This window comes from Chryseobacterium sp. GP-SGM7 (assembly GCF_049166575.1).
In the GTDB taxonomy this organism is placed as follows: Bacteria; Bacteroidota; Bacteroidia; order Flavobacteriales; family Weeksellaceae; genus Chryseobacterium.
The window spans coordinates 424,276-443,615 of record NZ_JBMHFF010000001.1 but is presented as its reverse complement, the minus strand read 5'-3'; the positions used below and the strand labels follow the sequence as shown (position 1 = coordinate 443,615).

Sequence of the window (19,340 nt, the reverse complement as noted above, 5' to 3'; positions counted from 1 at the left end):
TTTAATAAAGATAGAAAAAATTTAGAAAGCTTGTAATAGAAAAGCCACACGAAAGGATTCGTGCGGCAGCGGAGGAGTAATTTTTAGATTTCTTCGAATCCTTCTGGAGCATGGCCTTTTAGCCAGATTCTTTTATCTGTTTCTTGCCATTCTCCTTTTAGCATTAATGTCATAATATCCAATACTTTGATAAAACTGCTGGTATAGATAGGTTTACTCCAATTCCATTGTTCATCCTTCCCTCTAAATTGATTTAGAGAATTAATGAAATTTATTGTAATAATTTCGCCTTGCTTTTCTATAATATCTTTAGTCTGTATTAAAATTTTCACCATTAAATCGATGTCATCAATTTCAACTATTTTCTCTAATGTAATATCGGTAGTATCATATTGGAAACCTTCTCTATTCCACAAGAGTTGATTATATATGTATTCAAAGGTTTTATTTTTTTTGTGAGCATTATTTTGTTCAAATCCTTGAATAAGAAAGTGGCTTAAAACTTCCACGTCAGCTATATCTATCGAAAATCCTTTACCCAGATAATTTTCTATTTTAGTATCTCTATTCATATTATTTATTTTTAAAATTTAAAAGTTCTAAATGTTCTGTTTCATAATATTGAGGAAATTTTGATTTTATGTGTTCAATTACTTCAGTTTTTAAATTAGGATTAAATAGATCAAAGTGTTTCCCATCAATAATTACTTTGTCCAATGCAGGAATACCTTTTGCAGGATCTGGAGTAATTTTGCCAAAATGACCATCAATGGAATTAAAAAATCGCTGAAGCTGCTCCTCATAATATTTTTGCCAAGTTACTATTGCTTTAGGATTATTTGTTAACCCCATTGCGTCCCAAGATTCTCCTATTTGTTTTCCTTGTTCCACAATAGCATCCCCTGCTTCACCTAATTTTGTGGGTCTCAAAACAACACTTTGCTCAACTTCCATCTGTGCTAATGTTTCTAATTCGTGATTACCATATGGCTTTTTGGTATTTCCATCTATCCATTTTGCCATTTCCTTTACTCGCTGTTGGATCCGGGCTTCCTTATATGCGGTTTCTAAAAGACTCTTCAGTTTTTCAGGATTTTTAATAGTTTTCTTTAATTCCTGAAAAAACTTCAGCATATACTTATCAGCAGATGTACCTTGTATCAGCTTTTCGCCTTTATATATCAAGGCATATTCCTTACCTTCAATCTCAACTAAAACAGCTCCTTTTTCATAAAGAGGCAAAAGATTTTCGTATCTTCCAAAAGCAAAAGCTGTGGCTTTAGATATTGCTTGGCTGTTGTACTCCAAAATTTTTATCTCAATACTGGATCCTGATTTTAAAGTGTTTCCAGCAAAAGTAAGAATTTTTCTCTCCAACATTATTTTTATCATACAGGATTTAAAAAAGTTTACGTACTTAAAATTTTTAATTACTACTGCTGCATGATAAAGATTTGCAGCTCGAGCAAACAGGAATTTAACTGTAACAGGTGTTGCTAAAAGAATTCCTCCGATAAAATATACCTTTTCCCATTTCTCGAGAAATTCTGTTCCACCAGGCATTGCTGCAATTTCTTCACGGTTGGCGGTAATTACACCATCAGCAGAAGCCAGAGCGACATCTGCAAAAGCTAAAGCAAAAACCGCAGGATTACCAGTTGTAAGCATAGTTGCAGTTCCTACTACAATAATAAAAATATCTAATCCAATTCGTATATTTTTTTCAAGTTCCTGCTGTTCTCTTTCTTCAGCGAGAGCTTTTATACAAATTGCGGCTACAAGAGGAAAAGTGAAATCTTTTTCCCCATCAAGGCGAATATGTACAATATCCATTGGATGGTAAAGATCCCCATTTTCTGTAGGATCTAGTGAAGTTTTTTCTACCTGTATTCGTTCTACTTGTGAAGGTAAATCATCAGGAATAATTTCTGTTTCTTTTCGGGTTACTTTCTTTAGCTGTTGAAGGAAAAACTGATTGTCTTTCTCTTCCTGGAAAATACTTCCTGACGAAAATGCATAATCGTTTCCGATGACAAATTCTTTATTCAATATTCTTAATCCATCAAAAGCATTATGAAAACAAAGAGCATTTATAAAATTGGAGAAGATTGTTTTATTGCTAATTTCTTGTCCGTCTATAACTGAGGTATTGTTCATATTACTGAAAATACGTTTTACCATGGTTTGATTATTTTTGAAGCTCTCAAAAATAAAATTACTATCCTTAAAAATTTTTAAAAGATTAATTAAAGCACCGCTAGAATCTTTAGTCCAGCTGAAGAATCCTTTGTCATCATGATCTGAAAGTAATTCTAAATGTTTCCAAAGAAAATTTTGTGCTGGATTTTCTATTTTTACTTTTTCCGTTTTTTCTTTTGCGATCTTAACGGTAGGTTCTCCAATATTTTGCTCAAGCTTGTTTAAAATTTCCTCCGTAACAAAATCCGGCATGTTTTCATATAAGAATTTTAAAGCAGAAGGTTTCTTTGTGTTTAATACTTTTTCAGTAAATAGTGTGATAATTTCGTTTTTTGCATCGTTATTTATTCTCAATTTTTCGGATAACGCTATAAAACCTGTTATATTTTCCGTGCTTACAACAACTGCATTGTATTTTTTATCTAACTCATATTTACCTGTTCGAGCATTAAAAACTCTTTTGTCTAAATAGTCTGTATATACAAACTCTAACTGAAACTTCATTTCTTCTTTTTCGGGATTGAGATAAAAAACACTACCCGCATTTTTCAAACTTATAAAACACGCTCTGTGATTAAGCTCGACAGAAATTACTGCCGACTTTGCTTCATTACCATTAGTGTAATCAAAGTACTTTGGCGGAGTATAGGTTGTATTTGTAGACGTTAGAGTTGATGGACTTATTCCTGTGTTAATAGTAGGGTTTACCAAGGCGTAATTTTGATAGTAAAAGAAATATCTTTCGTTCCCTCGATCACTAAGATCATTTAAAAGATTATTTAAATCTAAATTTGCAGAGTAGAAATTACCTTCAGTAGATTTACATTTATCTTGAATTCCAAATTTTCTTTCATAATTAATTTCCTCAAGAGTTTTGCGTGCACTTACTTCTGAAAAAGGATTTTTATTACCTTCAAAGCGCTTACTTACCTCCTCAAAAGAAAGTATTTTGTACTGTGATAAATCTCCAAATATGTCATCAAATTTTTCCATTTTTCTTTGTTTTTAGTTATTAAAATTTTTCATAAATCTTTTACTCAAATCCATTAGGATATAAGGCAGCACAATAAAGTGCTGCCCAATAACCTCGGGTTTTATCCGATTAATGATTTGAAGTTTAAAAGGTTACACTGAAAATTTAGAAAAAGGAGCTTGATTGGTATATTCTTCATCAGAAAGAGTCTGACCGTTTTTGTCTAAAATTCTTGGTTGTCCGAACACTGCTTGTGGAGAAGTCACTTTCAGATAAGTCTCTGCATTGGTAGAGAATATCAGTTTTTTTTCTGCAGGATCTGCTCCTACTTCTGTAAAATCGAAATTTTTAATCAATCTTGCATTTACTTTAAAGGTAATTCCGTTTTCTCCGGTAGGATAGGCTTCTATACCTTCAATTTGTGAAACTTCTTCGGCAATACGCTTGTAAAGTTTTATTGAAGAATCAGATCCTGTCAATTCATCACCTATTTCAAATGAATTACCCAAACATTCGAAAGTTTTTGGATAAACTCCCGCATCCTTAAAATCCTGAATTGTCGTAAATGAAGTATCATCCATTTCATTAAAACTAATCTCCATCCATTTATCTGATGACTGCCCAAGCTGATTGTTGTTCAGTTCAAAATTGCTTCCGCACATTTCACCTAATTGATCGTCAAACTTCACTCCAGGTTCGTAGTTGCATGGCAATGCCTTTTCTACTTTTAAGCCGATAGAATCTGCCTGAAGAATAGTAAGCGAAGTAGGAATTTTTTCTCTCCACGGTTCACCTTGTTTTTCACCAACTGCAGCACGCATTTCGTCTACAATAGATAAGAACAATGGATCGTCGATTACAGGAACTTCACCGCCGTTCCAGATTTGTCCGGTTGCCAGGAAATGTCTCACTGCTTCTTCAAATCCGGGTCTTACGGTAACAATTACTCTTGCCATACCAGACTGCATAAATGCTCTGAATGTAGGATCATTGTCATCAAATTGGTACATATCTGACCATTTGTTTCTGTCTCCCCAGTAAAAAGGATAGAAGTAGTAGCTCATAATATCCCACTCGAAAGCCTGTTCCATAAATTTAACGAATGCGGCGTACTGATCTAAAGAAGAATTAACTTTAATATCGGTATTTAAGAAAGTTTCATCTCCGGAAGTAAAGCCATTATTGTGATATTTTCCTTTGCCAAAAGTAAGTGCAGCATTGGTATTCTGATCAATCATATAAGAAATACAGTTCTTTCTTAAAATTGTATTCTCAATTTTTCTGTAAAAGCCTGGGTTTGAACCTTTGATTTGTACACCTAAAGCTTTTGCTTCTGATAAAGCTTGATTGTATTTTTCTAATTCAACTTCATAGGCTTCGATGATTTTGTTGAATGCTTTTTGCAACCAGCTTTTTTTATATTCTTCCTGCAATACACATTTAATATTAACAGTTACATGGAAGAAATGAACATTTGTAGTTGCAATAGTGATTGGCACCTCTCGAACGAATTTTAAAAACGAGTTTGCAGATTGATTTCCCCCCACAATGATATTTCCATTTGCTGCCCAGCTTTGATCTCCAGAATTTGATTGACTTCTTTCAACTTTATATGATTCTGTAATATAATTATCAGGAATAATAATCAGGTCACTTTTTGAGGATGCGGTTTTAGGAGCTGTGCTGTTGTAATCTATTGCTTTACCAACATATATTGTTGATTCTAATTTTTCATCAATTTCAACATTATATTTACCTGACCAAAACTTTAAAATTGTTTCACCAGTAAAACCATCTAACGACATGAAGTTTTCCATTTTATTTGTGGAAGATTCTCTGGGATCAATAGGTTTGACAATTTGTGTAGAACTATCAACCATTTTCACTCCTAAAGTATGAAGCTTAGCAGGTTCAGGAATCATGAACTCAAACATCATTCGTTTACCATAATTGTAGATTTGGTTTTTTACCACCTTGTCTACCCAACGATAAACTCCTACAACATGATTACTTCCTTTTGTATTATCAAAACCATGTTTGTTATTTTCTTCATATTCTTCTAAAACTTTATCAATGCGTTCTTCTTTTACTTTGGTTACGATTCTATCTAAAGCTCTTGCTGTGATATCTTTAGCTTCTGTTACTGCCTGTCTGTTGCTTTCTTCTTTAGAATTGTGAGTGGCATAACTTGCATTTGCGTTTGCACCAAAAGTGGCGGAATTCCCCATTTTCCAACTTGCGCTAAATCCAGCTTGTGCTGCAAAATCTTTAGACTCCTGCATAATTTTGGAAATCTCGCTCTGCATTTCATGTCTTTCTGTAGAAGTAGTATCTGTCAGTTTTTCTTTTTCAGATTCTGATGATTTTGTAGTTTGAGACTCGCTTCTTTTTAACCTTCTAGTAGAGCGCTCTTTGTATTCACGCGCCATAATGTTTTCGATGTGAGCTACGTCTCCTTCTACATAACAGTAAGTGCTTTGTTCTACTTTGAGATAATCTGCAACTCCAATGTTTTTCATTCCGAATCCTGAAGGAATAAAAGCATTTGTTTCAGGTAGAGTATATGTAGGATTTTCTGGGTTTTCTTTAGGTGGTTCTACCGGCATACAACCATCTGCTCCTCTGAAATGAGGTTGTTTTATTGTTCTGTCTAAATCGTTAGGATCAACAAATAAGGTAACATTAAAATTGTAAACAGTACCATTAGCTGATGTAAATTTACCTTCTACCTCAAAAAGCTCAACTACGTAGGTTTGGGAAGCTAGAATCTTAGGCATATCAAATAAAAGATATGATCCCCCACCTAAAGAAGAAAGGCTGGTTGAGGAAATCTCCGTATTGTTTATTTTTGCTTTATATTGTGCAGAAACCAAATCTATAGTATCACTAAATGCTAATATCAGACTCCACTCCGTTGCACTTCTTGCATATGTTTTAATACTGAAAGGGAGATATCCTGATGTAGACGAATTGGTAGTAACCGGAATAACAACACCTCCAACTGTGGTTGAAACCTGCTGATTAATAACGGTATTTGTTAAAACAGTATTCTGTAAAACCTGATTATTCGTAACAATAGCCTGATTTAATTCATCAAAAGTGGTGATTCCCGTTAAAGCTTCTGTAACTGTAGAGGTTCCAAATAATTTATTTAAAGCATTTTGATCCTGAATACTCATTGTTCTGCCCAATTTTGCAGCATCAATTTCCGGAGCTTCAAAAATAAATTCAAAATCAGGAATTTCTGTTTCTGGAAAAGTAATATGCATGATCTCATCTTTAATACGATGCAACTCCATATCGAGCTCTGCATTTGCATAGAATTTTTCGGGATCTGCAACACTTAATTGGGTAAGATAATTGATTCTGTTTTCTAAAATCTCTTTTTTTCGATCTGCTCCAGCAGCATCTCTTCGAAGAGATTGAATAACTGGTTTTACTTCTCTTTCATGTGTGGCGTAAGCAGATTTATAAGCTTCGTCGTAATTCTTTTTATAGGTTTTTTCCAACTTTGATAAAGAATTCGCCAGATCCTGATTTTCTTTCAGATTAATCGTAGCTTCAGCAAACTTCATTGCCTTATCATTATAAACTGTTCTCTGAGTTGTTGAAATACCTGTTTGAAGAGCGTTTGATTGAGAAACTTTAAATAATTCCTTAGGTAAAACTACTTTAGCCTTGATCATATCCTGATATGATTCTTCTGAAGAATCATAGTTTTCAAGAATATGTGCTAAATGCAGATACTGCATGATCAGTTCTTTTGCATAAAAATCTTTTTGAGTGACTACCTGATAAATAAGGTTATCCCAAAGAACATCAGTAACTGTTAAAGCACCGAAAGTTTTGCAAAGCTCAATTTGTTTGTCAAACTCCTCTTTAGTAGCGGTTGATTTGTTTCTTGCAACCCAGATTGCAAAATCATAAAAATTAGAATAAAGATTTTTTAATGAGTCTTCAGAATATACGCTAAAACCATTAATTGCTGAAGGATTTTTAAATAAAGCTTGTAAAGTTGTATTAGAATTTACTAATGGATCAATTTTACTTGAGCTTTTTGCCTGTTGACTTCTGAAGACAAATCTTTTATTTTTATTTTTAGGATCAGATAATTCAGGGTTTCTCATTGCCGCAAATCTGAATAGAGTCTGCGAAGAATTGTTGTTGTTTAAATTTGTTGACATTTTAAAATTGTTTTGGTTTTTAAGATTAAAATTTTGGAAAATTCTTTTAAGAGAATATTTCCTAGTTGTAGTTTGTTTTGGTACCAAACTATGTGATGCTCACCAATTATTTGCGCAAAGTATTATTGAAGTGCAATATTAATTGGGCGATACGACAGATATTGACGTAAAAAGATATTTAGATTAAAACCTGCGCACTTTTGTAAGACCCTTTTTTAATTAATCTGTGCTCTTTGTTTATATAATATTCTGTAGTTTCCTGTTCTGATATTCTATCGACTGTTGGCTCAAATCTTTTTAAATCAATAATCTTTTTACTTAGGTTGATGATACTTATGTAGCTTTCTGGAATTAATTCGTCATCCAATTGCAAAGGTTCACCATTATATTCTTCGGTAATAATTATGGTTGTGAATTTATTTCTGATAGAAAAATGGGAGTCCGGATTTGTAATTTCATCAGAAAGTATATTAAGTCTTTCTTCAACAAAATCTGGAGTGATGTAGTTTTGAGACTGTACCCAAGATTGAGTTGCGTAACCATTTAAACTTAAAGAAGTTAAATATCCTGCTAATGCATGATTACCCCAACCGTAAGCTTCATCAAATGAATTTAAAGCTGCTTGAGTTAGATTTTGCTTATCCCAAACCTGAATCCATCCATAATCTGTTCCATCTTCATATCTTTTATACCACATGGAATTTCCAGCTGTCATCTGAACTCCTATTTCAGTATAATATCCAGAAGAGTTATTATGAAGCATTTTGACTCTATGAAACCAATTGTCTCTAGGATTTCCATTAACTACATTAGCAGTATTAACCATTCCCATTACAGAGCCATAAGTAGCATCCTGTAAATAAGAATCATTACCTGAAGCATCTTTTATTTTATTTGGAATATATGGATTATTGGTGAGTCCAAGAGCAGAGTTAACCCAAGTGTCTGTAGCATTAGAACCTGTTCTTAAAGCATAATTCTGTGCTAAGAATAAATAATTAGGATAGTTATTATTTATCCACGTTTGAGTAGCTATAGGTACATAAGTTCCATTAATATGGATGAAATAAGGAACGCCTGTTGCAGAACCTGAGTCGAAAGCTAATCCTCGTACGCTATCTTCATTATTTACTTTATTATTTAATTGATTTACAGTAGCTACTTCATTATTACCATAAAATAAATCTCCCCCATAAGGTTGTAAATTTAGTGGGTAGGCTGTCTGCTGACCATCTGCTCTTTGTTGTTGAATATAGCCACCACCAGTTCCTTCTGACCAAAAAACTGTACCATAATTTGCAGCAATTCCATTTCCGTTAGCTAAAAACAATTTAGTGTTTTGTGGTAGTGTGCCTAAATTATTTGAACCAATTGAATCAGGGGAATTGATGATAAGTGTATCAGTTATTGTATCACCTGACTTATTTACATAATCAGTTGGATTAAAATTATGACCCGTCCAAACAACAGCATTTCCTACACCAGTTTTAAAGTAGTAAATATCATTTTCAGATTCGAGTCTAATATCCTTTAAACCATTAGTATTACCAACATATAATGTATTTCCACCACTTGCAAGTATCTGATAACCTGTTAAATTAGATGAAGCTAACGAACCGCTTGTTAAATTTACATTTGGAACAATTAAATCCCCTGTCATTGTATCACCAGCTTTTGATACATAACTGCCTAACTGTGATGTAGTAGCATACTTAATCCAGTCATTCCAATTGCCAGCAAATTTGATTCGGCTAAACATTTCATTAGTATCAGCATCAAATCCTAATTGCATTTTATAATTAGAGTCCGCAGTATCTAAATTTAAAGTTGTAAAACTATGAGAACTTGCAGAAGTTGGAGCATTAGCTACACTATAACCATAAGTTATTGAGTTTGTTGATAGATTATTTGCATTATACGAACCATTGATAATTTTACTGGCTACAAAATCAGAAATTAATTTATCTCCACCGCCACCAAGAAGTACTTTATTATTGTCAGAATTATCTTTTATAAATCCACTACTTATCAAATTTGCTTTTGCACTTATGTCTTGATTAGTGAAGAAAAAATCAGCACCATTAAATTGAATAGTACCAACCCCAGCCCCAAACTTATTAAACCCTAAAACAGCATTATTACCCCCATCACCACCTAATCTTATTGCAGTATTTGAGTAGGAACTTCCTCCATTTGTATAAAATTCTTTAACTCCATATACACCTTGTGTAGTATCGGTCGTCATCAGGTTTTCGCTAGAATTCAGTTTAATATATTCCGAGCCACCCCATCTAAACTGAGCATTATTACTTGTAACCAAATATATTTTACCTTTTTCACCAGGATTCGGTAAATTTTCAAAAGACTCAAATTCTACCACATCATCTACATAGCTCGGAAGTTGTGATGAAGGTACTTTTCCATCTACCAAATCAGCTTTTTTGTTTAGAGAAGATTGTGTACTCTCCGGAAACTCTCGGTTATTGTGCCAATAATTCTCCATGTAATTCCAAAACCCATCGGATATTGGAACATCTTCTGTGCTAAAATCAGAATCAAACTTTTCATTTTCTTCCATATTTTATTATTTTTTTTAAGGTTTTTAAGATTAAAATTTTGAAGTCTCTTTTTATTAGAGTTACTTCAGGGTTTAGCCATATTTTTTAAGGTGGTTTCCGGCTAAGGATATCCACCTTTATTTTTAATATTTGAGATCATTTCTAGTGTTTTTAGTTGTTGGTTTTTGAACATATTTCTGGCTGTTCAACATTTGCGAATGGTGAATTCAAAGGCTCTTGCGTGAATTTAAATGATTGCTTTTTTGTGTTTTATTTATATTACTAAAGTAATGGTGAGAAGCGACAAAAATTGACGTGTGCAAAGTTTTATCTAAAAAATATCTTCATCAAGAATGTCGTTTTCAAAATCTTCTCTGAAGAAATTTTCAATATCATCGAGGTAATTTTCGTAATCTATTTCTGTGTTTTCAATATCGCTCCAGCTGATGGTATAAATATCATTGTCGAAGACGGGGTCTGTGTTGTGATTTGTTGATTCCATGTAGTTTTTGAGTTTTAAAATGTTAGTAAATTTTACACATATTTCTGGCTGTACAGTATTTGTAAATGGTGAATTCAAAGGTTTTAAGAAGGTTTAAGGATTGTTTTTTTGTGTCTTTATTTATACTTTAAAGATAGCATTGAGAAGCGACAAAACATGACGCGTTAAAAAAAAATAACTCAAGTTTTTTGAGTTATTTTTTTGAGGTTTAAGAAAATTCTTCAAGATCAATTTCATCTGCAATTACCATTAAAATATCCATTTCCGAAAGGATTGATTTCAACTTCACTGCTCCGACTTTCAGATTATTATCGGAGATAATATAATGCCACACAATGGTCACATAATCTTCAAATTTGATGTTCTTATTATATTTCTGGATTTCTGTTTGTGCCGTTAAAGCCAATAATTGTTTTGTAATTTCTTTACAATCATTGATTTTTTGTTCATATGGCATTAAAATATTCAATACCGTATTTTGTGCGTTGTAAAGAATGCCTGCGGCAACTTTTATTTGATTCTTTCTTATGTTAGAACCTCTTTCATCACTGAATTTTGCAGTAAGGATTTTACTTCTGAGACCTGCAATTTCTGAAACTTCACTAATATTATTGGTAGAAAAAATGTCCTCAGTTGATTTTAGCCAGGAAAATATTTTTTCAAGAAAAGATGGTTCTTTTGTTTCCAGTGAAGTAACGATCATCCGGAAATCCTGCAGTTTTTCTTTTAATTGATTTACTAAAATAAATTGTGATTTTTTCATATTATTCAGGGATTAGTGTTTGTACCGGGTTTCCGTTAATGTCTTCATATCTTGACCATTCCATTCCTGATTCTGTGATGTTCATTTTAGCATATATCAGATATTTAGGATCTATTTTCATCAGCTGACTTGCTTCTACAACCACTTCACTTGTTTGAGTGGCTACTTCTTTAATGGTATTTTGATATTCTTTTATCATTCTGTTTTGAATGCTCAGAGAAAGTAGCTCAAAATCTGTCTGATTCCAACTTGCATTGCCCAACGATTCATAAAAAGAAATAATGTTTTTCGAAAAATCAGCAAAAATCCCTTTTTTGATAGGGTAATCATAAGCTGCTGCCTGTATTTCCGATCTTTTTATCCCCAATTCTTCTGCTTTCACTTGGTTTTCTGCTGCAGTGATTTTACTTCTCAATATGATTTTGTTATAATCCATTTCTAAATCGGATAAGAAATCTCTTAAACTTTGATCACTTTTTGTATCTGAAGGATCATAATCTGTTTTTGCGACCGATGTAATTTCATCATAAACAAATTCTTTAAAACTCATTTTTGCAGCAAGTCCTGCATGAGCAAAAGGTACGGTAAGATCTACACTGCTGACTTTCATTCTCGGAACAGAAAAATGCTTTAATAATTCATCTTCTGCATATTCTTTTGCTGTTTGTACTGTTTGTAAATCTGCCATTTTTCTGGCAGAAACGATCTCGGAAACAAGACCTCCTAAATATTCATTCAATTTTGGCATGATAAAACGTTTTAATAATTAATAAAAAAGGTTGAAAAGGATGGCTGCCGAAACAACCATCCAAAAAAAAGGATAAATTTAAGGAGTAGTGGTGCTGCCAATACTGTCTTCCAACATATCCAGAATTCTTGCAAGACCAGCTGGTAATTCATCATTTACAGCTCTTACATGAACACCTAAAGTGTAAGATTTTTCTGTGGTAGATGTACTAGAGTTGGTCTTCTTGTAAGAAGCAGATGCATTGAATTTAATCTTCCAGATCTTTCCGCTTACAGAAGCACTTCCCGCAAATTCACTTGAAACAGCCTGAGTTTCTACCGAGTTTAATTTAGCATTAAAATCAATGGTTACTTCATCAATCCTTAAAGCCGGAATTGTAAGCATTGTAAGGAAAGGAACTTTCAAAGAAACATTTACATCTTTGGTAGGTGAAGCACCACTTGTAGCTGGATCAAGATTTGGAACTGATTTTTGATAATTAAAATCAACATACCTCAATTGAGCAGGTGCAGCTGTAACACCTGTAGAAGCTGCTACAGCAGGGATGAATCCTACTTCTTTGATGAAGTTTACCTGTGAAATTGAAGCATCGTGCTGTGCTTTTACAGCTGCTTGTAACGGACCTCCGATGTAAACACTGAAATCTAAACTGTTTAATTCTGATACTAATGACATAATTTTAAAAAATTTAAAGGTTAAAAAATTGGTTAATAATATATAGTAGTGCGCAAACTAATATTTGAGATTTTGAAAATAAGTATCCTGTTTCAGTATTTTTTAAAAACTGAATTATTGATGGTTATGAAAATAAAAGGATATTTATTAAGGTTTAGAAAGAAAACATTAGATATTTTCTTGAATGATTTTTTGTTATTTCAAAGATAATGTCGATGGGCGACAAAACTCGACGTGTAATAATTTTTTTCATTTTTAAATTTCAAAATATTTGTGTTTTTTTTATCTGTTTTTCTTCTTTTCAAAGATCGTTTCGGGAAGCGACAAAACGTGTCGTATTAAAAATTATTTTCATTTATATTTTTTTAAAGTTATTTGTTTTTACGGGGTTATTTATACTACAAAAGTAATTCTCATAAGCGACAAAACTCGACGCATTTTTTTGCTGATTTAAATTTATTCATATATAATCAAATTAGCTTATATCTGCTTTTTATAAGTGAAAAAGCTTATATTTTATTCTTAATCAGTTTTTGAACAATTTGATTTAGAGTTTCCCTGTTATCATCAATATAACTCAATCCTGCCTGAATCAGATTTTCAATATTTGATCGTCTCACATTATCCATCGCAGGAGAAGCGTTTTTTAAAGAAGGATTGATTCTGTAATAATTTTTCTGATTTCTTGTTCCCAAGGTCTGAAACATTTGACAAAGCTGATAATCTACCGTCTCTGCATTTGCCGACATCAGAATATCAATAATTGGAGTTACCCAACCGATTTTTCCGGCTTTTTCCATTTTTTTGAATGAATAAGATTTAGATTCAAGTCCGGTTCCGATAGAAAGGATAATCATATCGTTTACGGTTGGATGATTGGCTTTTTGATGATTTTTCAAAACTTCTGCAAAAGGAATCTTTCTGGCTTCCGCATACGCACAAAGTGCAGGATTATTAGCAAACATCCCCCCATCAATTAAGCTGAAAATTTGTCCGTACATCGATTTAATCTGAACCGGCGTAAAATAAGTTGGTGCTGCTGAAGTTGCTCTGCAAACATCTTTTACGTAAAAATTATCTGTGCTCAAATTGGCTTTCCATGAGTTGAACAATTTTGCTCTTCGGTTTTCTATGTCGTAACTTGTTATTAAGCAAGGCTTTATTAGTTCTTTTAATTCTAGCTTTCCAAAAAAGTCATTGAGGTTTTTTTCTAAAGCTTCCTGAGAAATTTTTTCATTCAGCAATCCAAACGGATTCACCAATTTTTCCCAAAAAGAAACCTGAAAAATATCGCCTCCTTTTTCAGAATACAATTCCAGACCTTTTTGGATAGAATATTTTGCTTTTCGCTGTTCATCGGGACACAAAATAATCGCTGCAATCAGTGCTCCTGTGCTGCTTCCTGCAACCAGATCAAAATAATCTCCCAGTTTTGCGCTCGGTTTATCATGAATCTGCAGTTGCTCTTCTATGTAGCGTAAAATAATACAGGTAATAATACCTCTTATTCCGCCTCCGTCTAAAGAAAGTAGGGTTGTTTTTTTCATTTTTCTACCTTTATTTTGGTAGAGTAAAGATAGGAGCGGGAAGCGACAGAACTTGACGTGTTAAATTATTTTAGTTAATTTTTTTTAAAAAACCACATATCCATCCTCATCCCTTTTCAGCTTAGAAAGTGCTCTCCAACTCGTTTTCACCAGACCTTTTTTAGATGGAAAATTTTTCTTTTCGAAGTGGGGAAGATCTTTAAATGATTTCCAGTTTCCACCCCAATCCCAACCATATTTTGCGAAAATTTTTACACATTCATACCAGTCGGCTACCCCATCATTATCCCAGTCTTTGGCAGTGTCCCAACTTGCAGTTTTTCCGTCAATAATTAAACACATATCGACCGCCAAACCATAATTGTGAATGCTTTGTCCGGCTTTTGCGTTCGTCACTTTTTTTCCTGACGTAATTTTTCCGATCGCATAAAGTTTTTCCTGCTCCTCAAAACTTCGCAACCCCTGAGTAATTCTGATTTTGGCTTTTCCGGTTAATGCTTCATCGCATTCTTTTATAATCTGCTTTACTTCTTCTCTTACAAAAGGATGTAATTTTTCAATTCTTTGCAGTGTTACTTTGTCCATAATTATAAATTTTTATAAAACAAATATAGCTTTGAGATACGACAAAACTTGACGTGTTGAGAATAAAAAAATATCATTTTTTTTAATATGAAATAAAATGTTCTGCAAACACCGATTAATAGATTATTACGACAAAACGTGACGTGTTTTTACTGATTTAAAATATTGTATATCAGTAAAATAAACTCCGTGTTAAAATTTTAATTTAATATAGTTTATATTTTAAAAGTTATAGATTTGTACTTTCAAACAGCTATTTTTTACATTATGTATGCTTTAGTCGATTGCAATAATTTCTTTGTTTCGTGTGAGAGAACGCTCGACCCGAAACTTGAAAATCAGCCTGTTGTTGTGCTTTCCAACAACGATGGTTGTGTGGTGTCGAGAAGTAAAGAAGCGAAAGACTTAGGAATTCCAATGGCGGCTCCTGCTTTTAAGTATAAAGAATTATTTAAAAAGCATCATGTAAAAAGCTTCTCGGCGAAATTTGAATTGTATAATTTTAAAAGCCAGGAGGTTATCAGAATTTCAAAATCTTATGTGGGAGAAAAAGATTATGAAGTTTACAGCATTGATGAACTTTTTTTAGATTTAACAAGCTTTAAATATGTAAATATTTTTGATTATTGCATTAAGCTTAAAGAAGAAATTAAATCCAAAGCCAATATTCCGGTAAGTATCGGAATTGCGCCCACGAAGACGCTATGCAAAATTGCAAACAGAATTGTAAAAAAAGACCCCGAAAGATTTAACGGTGTTTTTGCTTTAGATACTCCCGAAAAAATTGAAAAAGCTTTAAAATGGCTCAACATAGGAGATGTTTGGGGAATCGGAAGACGACTTGCTGCAAAAATGCACGATAACGGCGTTCATAAAGCATGGGATTTACTGCAAAAACCAGAAATGTGGGTTCGGAAAGTGATGGGAATTCACGGTGTAAGAATGATTAATGAATTAAAAGGTATTCGCCAATTGGAGTTAGATACACCTTCCCCTAAAAAATCTATTGCAGTTACGAGAAGTTTTATGCAAATGCTTACTAAAAAAGATGAGGTTCGTGAACGGGTAGAAACTTTTGGAATGTACTGCTCCGAAAGACTGAGAAAACAAAATACATGTTGTAAAATGATAACTGTTTTTGTGCAGACCAATCGATTTAGAAAAGATTTACCGGAATATAAAAACTCCAAAACGCTTGTTCTGCCAAATCCTACAAACTCATCAATTCTTATTGGAAGAGTGGTGAATGATTTGTTTGAATCTATTTTTGAGGAAGGTTTTCATTATAAAAAAGCAGGAGTTATTGTCAATGATTTTGTTCCTGAAGATCAAAGACTGATTAATCTGTTTGAAGAAGATATTCAAAATCAGCACTTACCGGTTATGAAAGCGATGGATGCAATGAATAAAAAATACGGAAAAGATAAAGTACGTCTCGGAAGCATGAGCGGAGAAAATACTTGGGGACGTGCGCAAATGTCACCTGAATATGAGGCTTTTCTAAAAAATAATACGTTTCCTGAAGCTAATTTCAGATTCCACTAAAGATTTAGTTTACGGTTTTAGAGAAATATTTAAAAATCATTATTTCTCTTTATCATCATTACTTTGTTAAACTTATTGATTCAAAGTATTTTCATTTTAATCTTAGCTTAAACCTCAGGCAAATAATTTCACCGTCTCATTCACCAAAAATTTCACCTGATCTGGTCTTCCCCGGTCTGTTTTTGGAAGATTATTGTAGCTTCCGGTTCTTACAATAACCATTTTATGCTCAGGAATCATAATGATATATTGTCCCTGAAGTCCGAGAAAATAATAATGTTTGATAGGATTATCATGATTAATCCAAAGTCCCATTCCGTAAATTTCTGCGGATTTTTCGGTTGGAGTTCGCATTTTTTCAATGAAATCTGAGTTTAAGACTTGTTCGTCTCCCACTTTTCCGTCATCCAGAAAGAGCTGTCCGAGTTTTGCAAAATCTCTTGAATTGGAGTGAATACAGCAATAGGTTTTTTCCATTCCGTTTTCGTCGACACTCCATTCTGCATTTTGTTCCATTCCCATCGGAATCCAGAATTTTTCAGATAAATAACCTGATAGAGATTGATGAACTGCTTTTTTTACAGCAAATCCCAACAGTTGAGTAGAGCCGCTTTGATATTCAAATCTTTCGCCCGGTTTTTCTTTAAATGGCCTCGAAAATGTAGCTTTCATCAGGTTTTTTCCATAGTACGCTCGAGCATTTGGAAGAAAAGGATTTTTATAATTTTCGTCCCAATTTAAACCCGATTCCATTTGAGCAAGATGTTTTAAAGTTAAATCTTTTCCGAAAGGTTTATTTTTAAACTCTTCGTACAATTCAGAGAACTTATCGTCAATGTTTTTAATTTTTCCCTCTTCCAAAGCTTTCCCTAAAAGCATTACGGTTACTGCTTTTGCCATTGAAAACGAGTTTGTTTTTGAAAGCTCGCTATAGCCGTTCCAGTATTGTTCGTGCAATAGTTTTCCATCTTTTATTACCAGAAATGAAGCCGTATTGGAATGAATTAAATCATCAACAATGTTTTTTGGTAAATCTTTTTTATTATAATCAGGGTCTTCATCCCAAAGAACAGGTTTAGTTGTATGAATGATATTGCTTGTAAACAATTTTCCATCATCGATATTGGCACTCAATTTCCCACGCAGATAGGTTTTAGAAATTCCGTTGAAAAGGTAAGCGTATCCGAAGATATAGAATAAAATTACGGTGATTACCAGAAATAGAGTGATGTAAAAAAGAATAATCATAAGAATTTGGTCTTCAACAAATTTAGAATAATTTTAAAACCAAGCATCAAAAAAGCCCTGAAAAAATCAGGGCTTATTAATTATATTTTAGAGAGTAAATTTCTGAAATTTGTTTTTTCATCGATAATTCGTCTCAAATCGGAAACGGGAACTCTTTCCTGAGCCATTGTATCTCTGTCTCTGATTGTTACCGTATGATCTGTTAGAGAATCGTGATCGATGGTGATACAGTAAGGTGTTCCGATCGCATCCTGTCTTCTGTAACGTTTTCCGATTGCATCTTTTTCTTCGTAAAATAAGTTGAAATCATATTTCAAATCATTGAAAATGTTTTCAGCATATTCTGCCAAACCATCTTTCTTCATCAATGGAAGAATGGCTGCTTTTACCGGAGCCAAAGCTGGTGGAAGCGATAAAACTGTTCTCTCAGAACCGTCTTCCAGAATTTCGTCTCTCAGGCAATGAGAAAATAAGGAAAGGAATAATCTGTCTAAACCAACCGAAGTTTCCACAACGTAAGGAACATAATTTTCATTTCTTTCAGGATCGAAAAACTGTAATTTTCTTCCGGAGAATTTCTCGTGAGCTTTCAAGTCGAAATCTGTTCTGGAGTGAATACCTTCCAGTTCTTTAAATCCAAACGGGAAATTAAATTCAATATCGGCTGCAGCATTTGCATAATGCGCCAACTTTTCATGATCATGGAATCTGTAATTTTCATCACCCAAACCTAAAGCCAAATGCCAGTTAAGACGCTTTTGCTTCCATTGTTCGTAAAACTCCAGTTCTGTTCCCGGAGCAACAAAGAATTGCATTTCCATTTGTTCGAATTCACGCATTCTGAAAATAAACTGTCTTGCAACGATCTCATTTCTAAATGCTTTACCGATTTGTGCAATACCAAAAGGAAGTCTGTGACGCGAAGTTTTCTGAACATTCAAAAAGTTAACAAAAATTCCCTGAGCAGTTTCCGGTCTTAAATAAAGATCTATTGCAGAATCTGCAGAAGCACCCAATTTAGTTCCGAACATCAGGTTGAACTGTCTTACTTCCGTCCAGTTTTTAGAACCGGTATCAGGATCAGCAATTTCCAGTTCTTCAATCAAAGCTTTTACATCAGCAAGATCTTCATTTTCTAAAGATTTTGCCAGTCTTGAAAGAATTTGTTCTCTTTTGGCTCTGTATTCTAAAATTTTAGGATTCGTCGCTTCAAATTGAGCTTTATCAAAAGACTCACCGAATCTTTTTGCCGCTTTTTCAGTTTCTTTGTTCTCCTTATCTTCAATTTTGGCACAGTAATCTTCCACCAAAACATCTGCTCTGAAGCGTTTCTTAGAATCTTTATTATCAATCAAAGGATCATTAAAGGCATCAACGTGGCCCGAAGCTTTCCAAGTAGTTGGGTGCATCAGAATTGCCGAATCAATACCCACAATATTTTCGTTAAGCTGTACCATTGCCTTCCACCAATATTGTTTGATATTATTTTTCAGTTCTGCACCATTCTGTCCGTAGTCATAAACAGCGGATAAACCATCATAAATCTCACTCGATGGGAAAATAAAACCATATTCTTTAGCGTGAGAAATCACTTTCTTGAAAACATCTTCTTGCTTTGCCATAAATTTTTCGTCTTGCTTGCAAAAATAGTGAAAAAGCAGGAAGTAAGGAAGATGGAAGATGGAAGTTTTTAACTTTGAAATGATTAGAAGCCGGAAACCTGCTTGTTATATTAAAAAAGTATGTTTACAACAATAAACCTTCAAGGTTTTGAAAACCTTGAAGGTTTTAAAATTTTACTCAAAATTTTCTA

13 protein-coding genes are annotated in these 19,340 nt (G+C 33.4%); 1 reads left to right on the top strand and 12 read right to left on the bottom strand.

Annotated features, from left to right (window positions below; all coding sequences use genetic code 11):
- Positions 1-83: 83 nt before the first annotated feature.
- The 10 genes from ACOOWA_RS02075 to ACOOWA_RS02030 form a co-directional block, all read right to left on the bottom strand.
- Complete coding sequence (locus ACOOWA_RS02075) at positions 84-572, bottom strand: hypothetical protein (RefSeq protein WP_421372903.1); 489 nt, start codon at positions 570-572, stop codon at positions 84-86.
- Between the two features lies 1 nt (position 573).
- The gene (locus ACOOWA_RS02070) at positions 574-3,192 is read right to left on the bottom strand and encodes a hypothetical protein (RefSeq protein ID WP_421372902.1); all 2,619 of its coding nucleotides are present in this window, start codon (positions 3,190-3,192) and stop codon (positions 574-576) included.
- A gap of 132 nt (positions 3,193-3,324) precedes the next feature.
- Positions 3,325-7,356 carry a hypothetical protein gene (locus tag ACOOWA_RS02065; protein ID WP_421372901.1) on the bottom strand — a complete coding sequence of 1,344 codons (4,032 nt, stop codon included), beginning with the start codon at positions 7,354-7,356 and terminating at the stop codon, positions 3,325-3,327.
- 178 nt (positions 7,357-7,534) lie between these two features.
- On the bottom strand, positions 7,535-9,934 hold the full coding sequence (locus ACOOWA_RS02060; RefSeq protein WP_421372899.1) for a hypothetical protein: 2,400 nt from the start codon (positions 9,932-9,934) through the stop codon (positions 7,535-7,537).
- A gap of 311 nt (positions 9,935-10,245) precedes the next feature.
- The gene (locus ACOOWA_RS02055) at positions 10,246-10,416 is read right to left on the bottom strand and encodes a hypothetical protein (RefSeq protein ID WP_421372898.1); all 171 of its coding nucleotides are present in this window, start codon (positions 10,414-10,416) and stop codon (positions 10,246-10,248) included.
- A 208-nt stretch (positions 10,417-10,624) separates the two neighbouring features.
- The gene (locus ACOOWA_RS02050; RefSeq protein WP_421372897.1) at positions 10,625-11,179 is read right to left on the bottom strand and encodes a hypothetical protein; all 555 of its coding nucleotides are present in this window, start codon (positions 11,177-11,179) and stop codon (positions 10,625-10,627) included.
- A 1-nt stretch (position 11,180) separates the two neighbouring features.
- Positions 11,181-11,927, bottom strand: coding sequence for a hypothetical protein (locus ACOOWA_RS02045; protein WP_421372896.1), 747 nt, complete (start codon positions 11,925-11,927; stop codon positions 11,181-11,183).
- 78 nt (positions 11,928-12,005) lie between these two features.
- Positions 12,006-12,602: a DUF2589 domain-containing protein gene (locus tag ACOOWA_RS02040; protein WP_421372894.1), complete on the bottom strand. Its 597-nt coding sequence runs from the start codon at positions 12,600-12,602 to the stop codon at positions 12,006-12,008.
- A 509-nt stretch (positions 12,603-13,111) separates the two neighbouring features.
- On the bottom strand, positions 13,112-14,149 hold the full coding sequence (locus tag ACOOWA_RS02035) for a patatin-like phospholipase family protein (protein WP_421372893.1): 1,038 nt from the start codon (positions 14,147-14,149) through the stop codon (positions 13,112-13,114).
- An 84-nt stretch (positions 14,150-14,233) separates the two neighbouring features.
- Complete coding sequence (locus tag ACOOWA_RS02030) at positions 14,234-14,734, bottom strand: M15 family metallopeptidase (protein ID WP_421372892.1); 501 nt, start codon at positions 14,732-14,734, stop codon at positions 14,234-14,236.
- Between the two features lie 237 nt (positions 14,735-14,971).
- On the opposite strand from ACOOWA_RS02030, the gene ACOOWA_RS02025 reads away from it, so the two are divergent.
- Positions 14,972-16,279 (top strand): DUF4113 domain-containing protein, encoded by a 1,308-nt coding sequence (locus ACOOWA_RS02025; RefSeq protein WP_421372890.1) that lies wholly within the window; start codon positions 14,972-14,974, stop codon positions 16,277-16,279.
- Positions 16,280-16,393: 114 nt separating this feature from the next.
- On the opposite strand, the gene ACOOWA_RS02020 is transcribed toward ACOOWA_RS02025, so the two are convergent.
- Positions 16,394-17,527: a serine hydrolase domain-containing protein gene (locus tag ACOOWA_RS02020; protein WP_421372889.1), complete on the bottom strand. Its 1,134-nt coding sequence runs from the start codon at positions 17,525-17,527 to the stop codon at positions 16,394-16,396.
- Between the two features lie 80 nt (positions 17,528-17,607).
- Entirely contained in the window at positions 17,608-19,149 is a 1,542-nt protein-coding gene (locus ACOOWA_RS02015; protein ID WP_421372888.1) for a glycine--tRNA ligase, read from the bottom strand.
- Positions 19,150-19,340: the final 191 nt, after the last annotated feature.

Bases quoted from the DNA above. Each gene is read 5' to 3' on its own strand.
- ACOOWA_RS02040 (WP_421372894.1), bottom strand. From the start codon at position 12,602: ATGTCATTAGTATCAGAATTAAACAGTTTAGATTTCAGTGTTTACATC.
- ACOOWA_RS02055 (WP_421372898.1), bottom strand. From the start codon at position 10,416: ATGGAATCAACAAATCACAACACAGACCCCGTCTTCGACAATGATATT.
- ACOOWA_RS02065 (WP_421372901.1), bottom strand. From the start codon at position 7,356: ATGTCAACAAATTTAAACAACAACAATTCTTCGCAGACTCTATTCAGA.
- ACOOWA_RS02030 (WP_421372892.1), bottom strand. From the start codon at position 14,734: ATGGACAAAGTAACACTGCAAAGAATTGAAAAATTACATCCTTTTGTA.
- ACOOWA_RS02020 (WP_421372889.1), bottom strand. From the start codon at position 17,527: ATGATTATTCTTTTTTACATCACTCTATTTCTGGTAATCACCGTAATT.
- ACOOWA_RS02015 (WP_421372888.1), bottom strand. From the start codon at position 19,149: ATGGCAAAGCAAGAAGATGTTTTCAAGAAAGTGATTTCTCACGCTAAA.
- ACOOWA_RS02075 (WP_421372903.1), bottom strand. From the start codon at position 572: ATGAATAGAGATACTAAAATAGAAAATTATCTGGGTAAAGGATTTTCG.
- ACOOWA_RS02060 (WP_421372899.1), bottom strand. From the start codon at position 9,934: ATGGAAGAAAATGAAAAGTTTGATTCTGATTTTAGCACAGAAGATGTT.
- ACOOWA_RS02035 (WP_421372893.1), bottom strand. From the start codon at position 14,149: ATGAAAAAAACAACCCTACTTTCTTTAGACGGAGGCGGAATAAGAGGT.
- ACOOWA_RS02070 (WP_421372902.1), bottom strand. From the start codon at position 3,192: ATGGAAAAATTTGATGACATATTTGGAGATTTATCACAGTACAAAATA.
- ACOOWA_RS02045 (WP_421372896.1), bottom strand. From the start codon at position 11,927: ATGCCAAAATTGAATGAATATTTAGGAGGTCTTGTTTCCGAGATCGTT.
- ACOOWA_RS02050 (WP_421372897.1), bottom strand. From the start codon at position 11,179: ATGAAAAAATCACAATTTATTTTAGTAAATCAATTAAAAGAAAAACTG.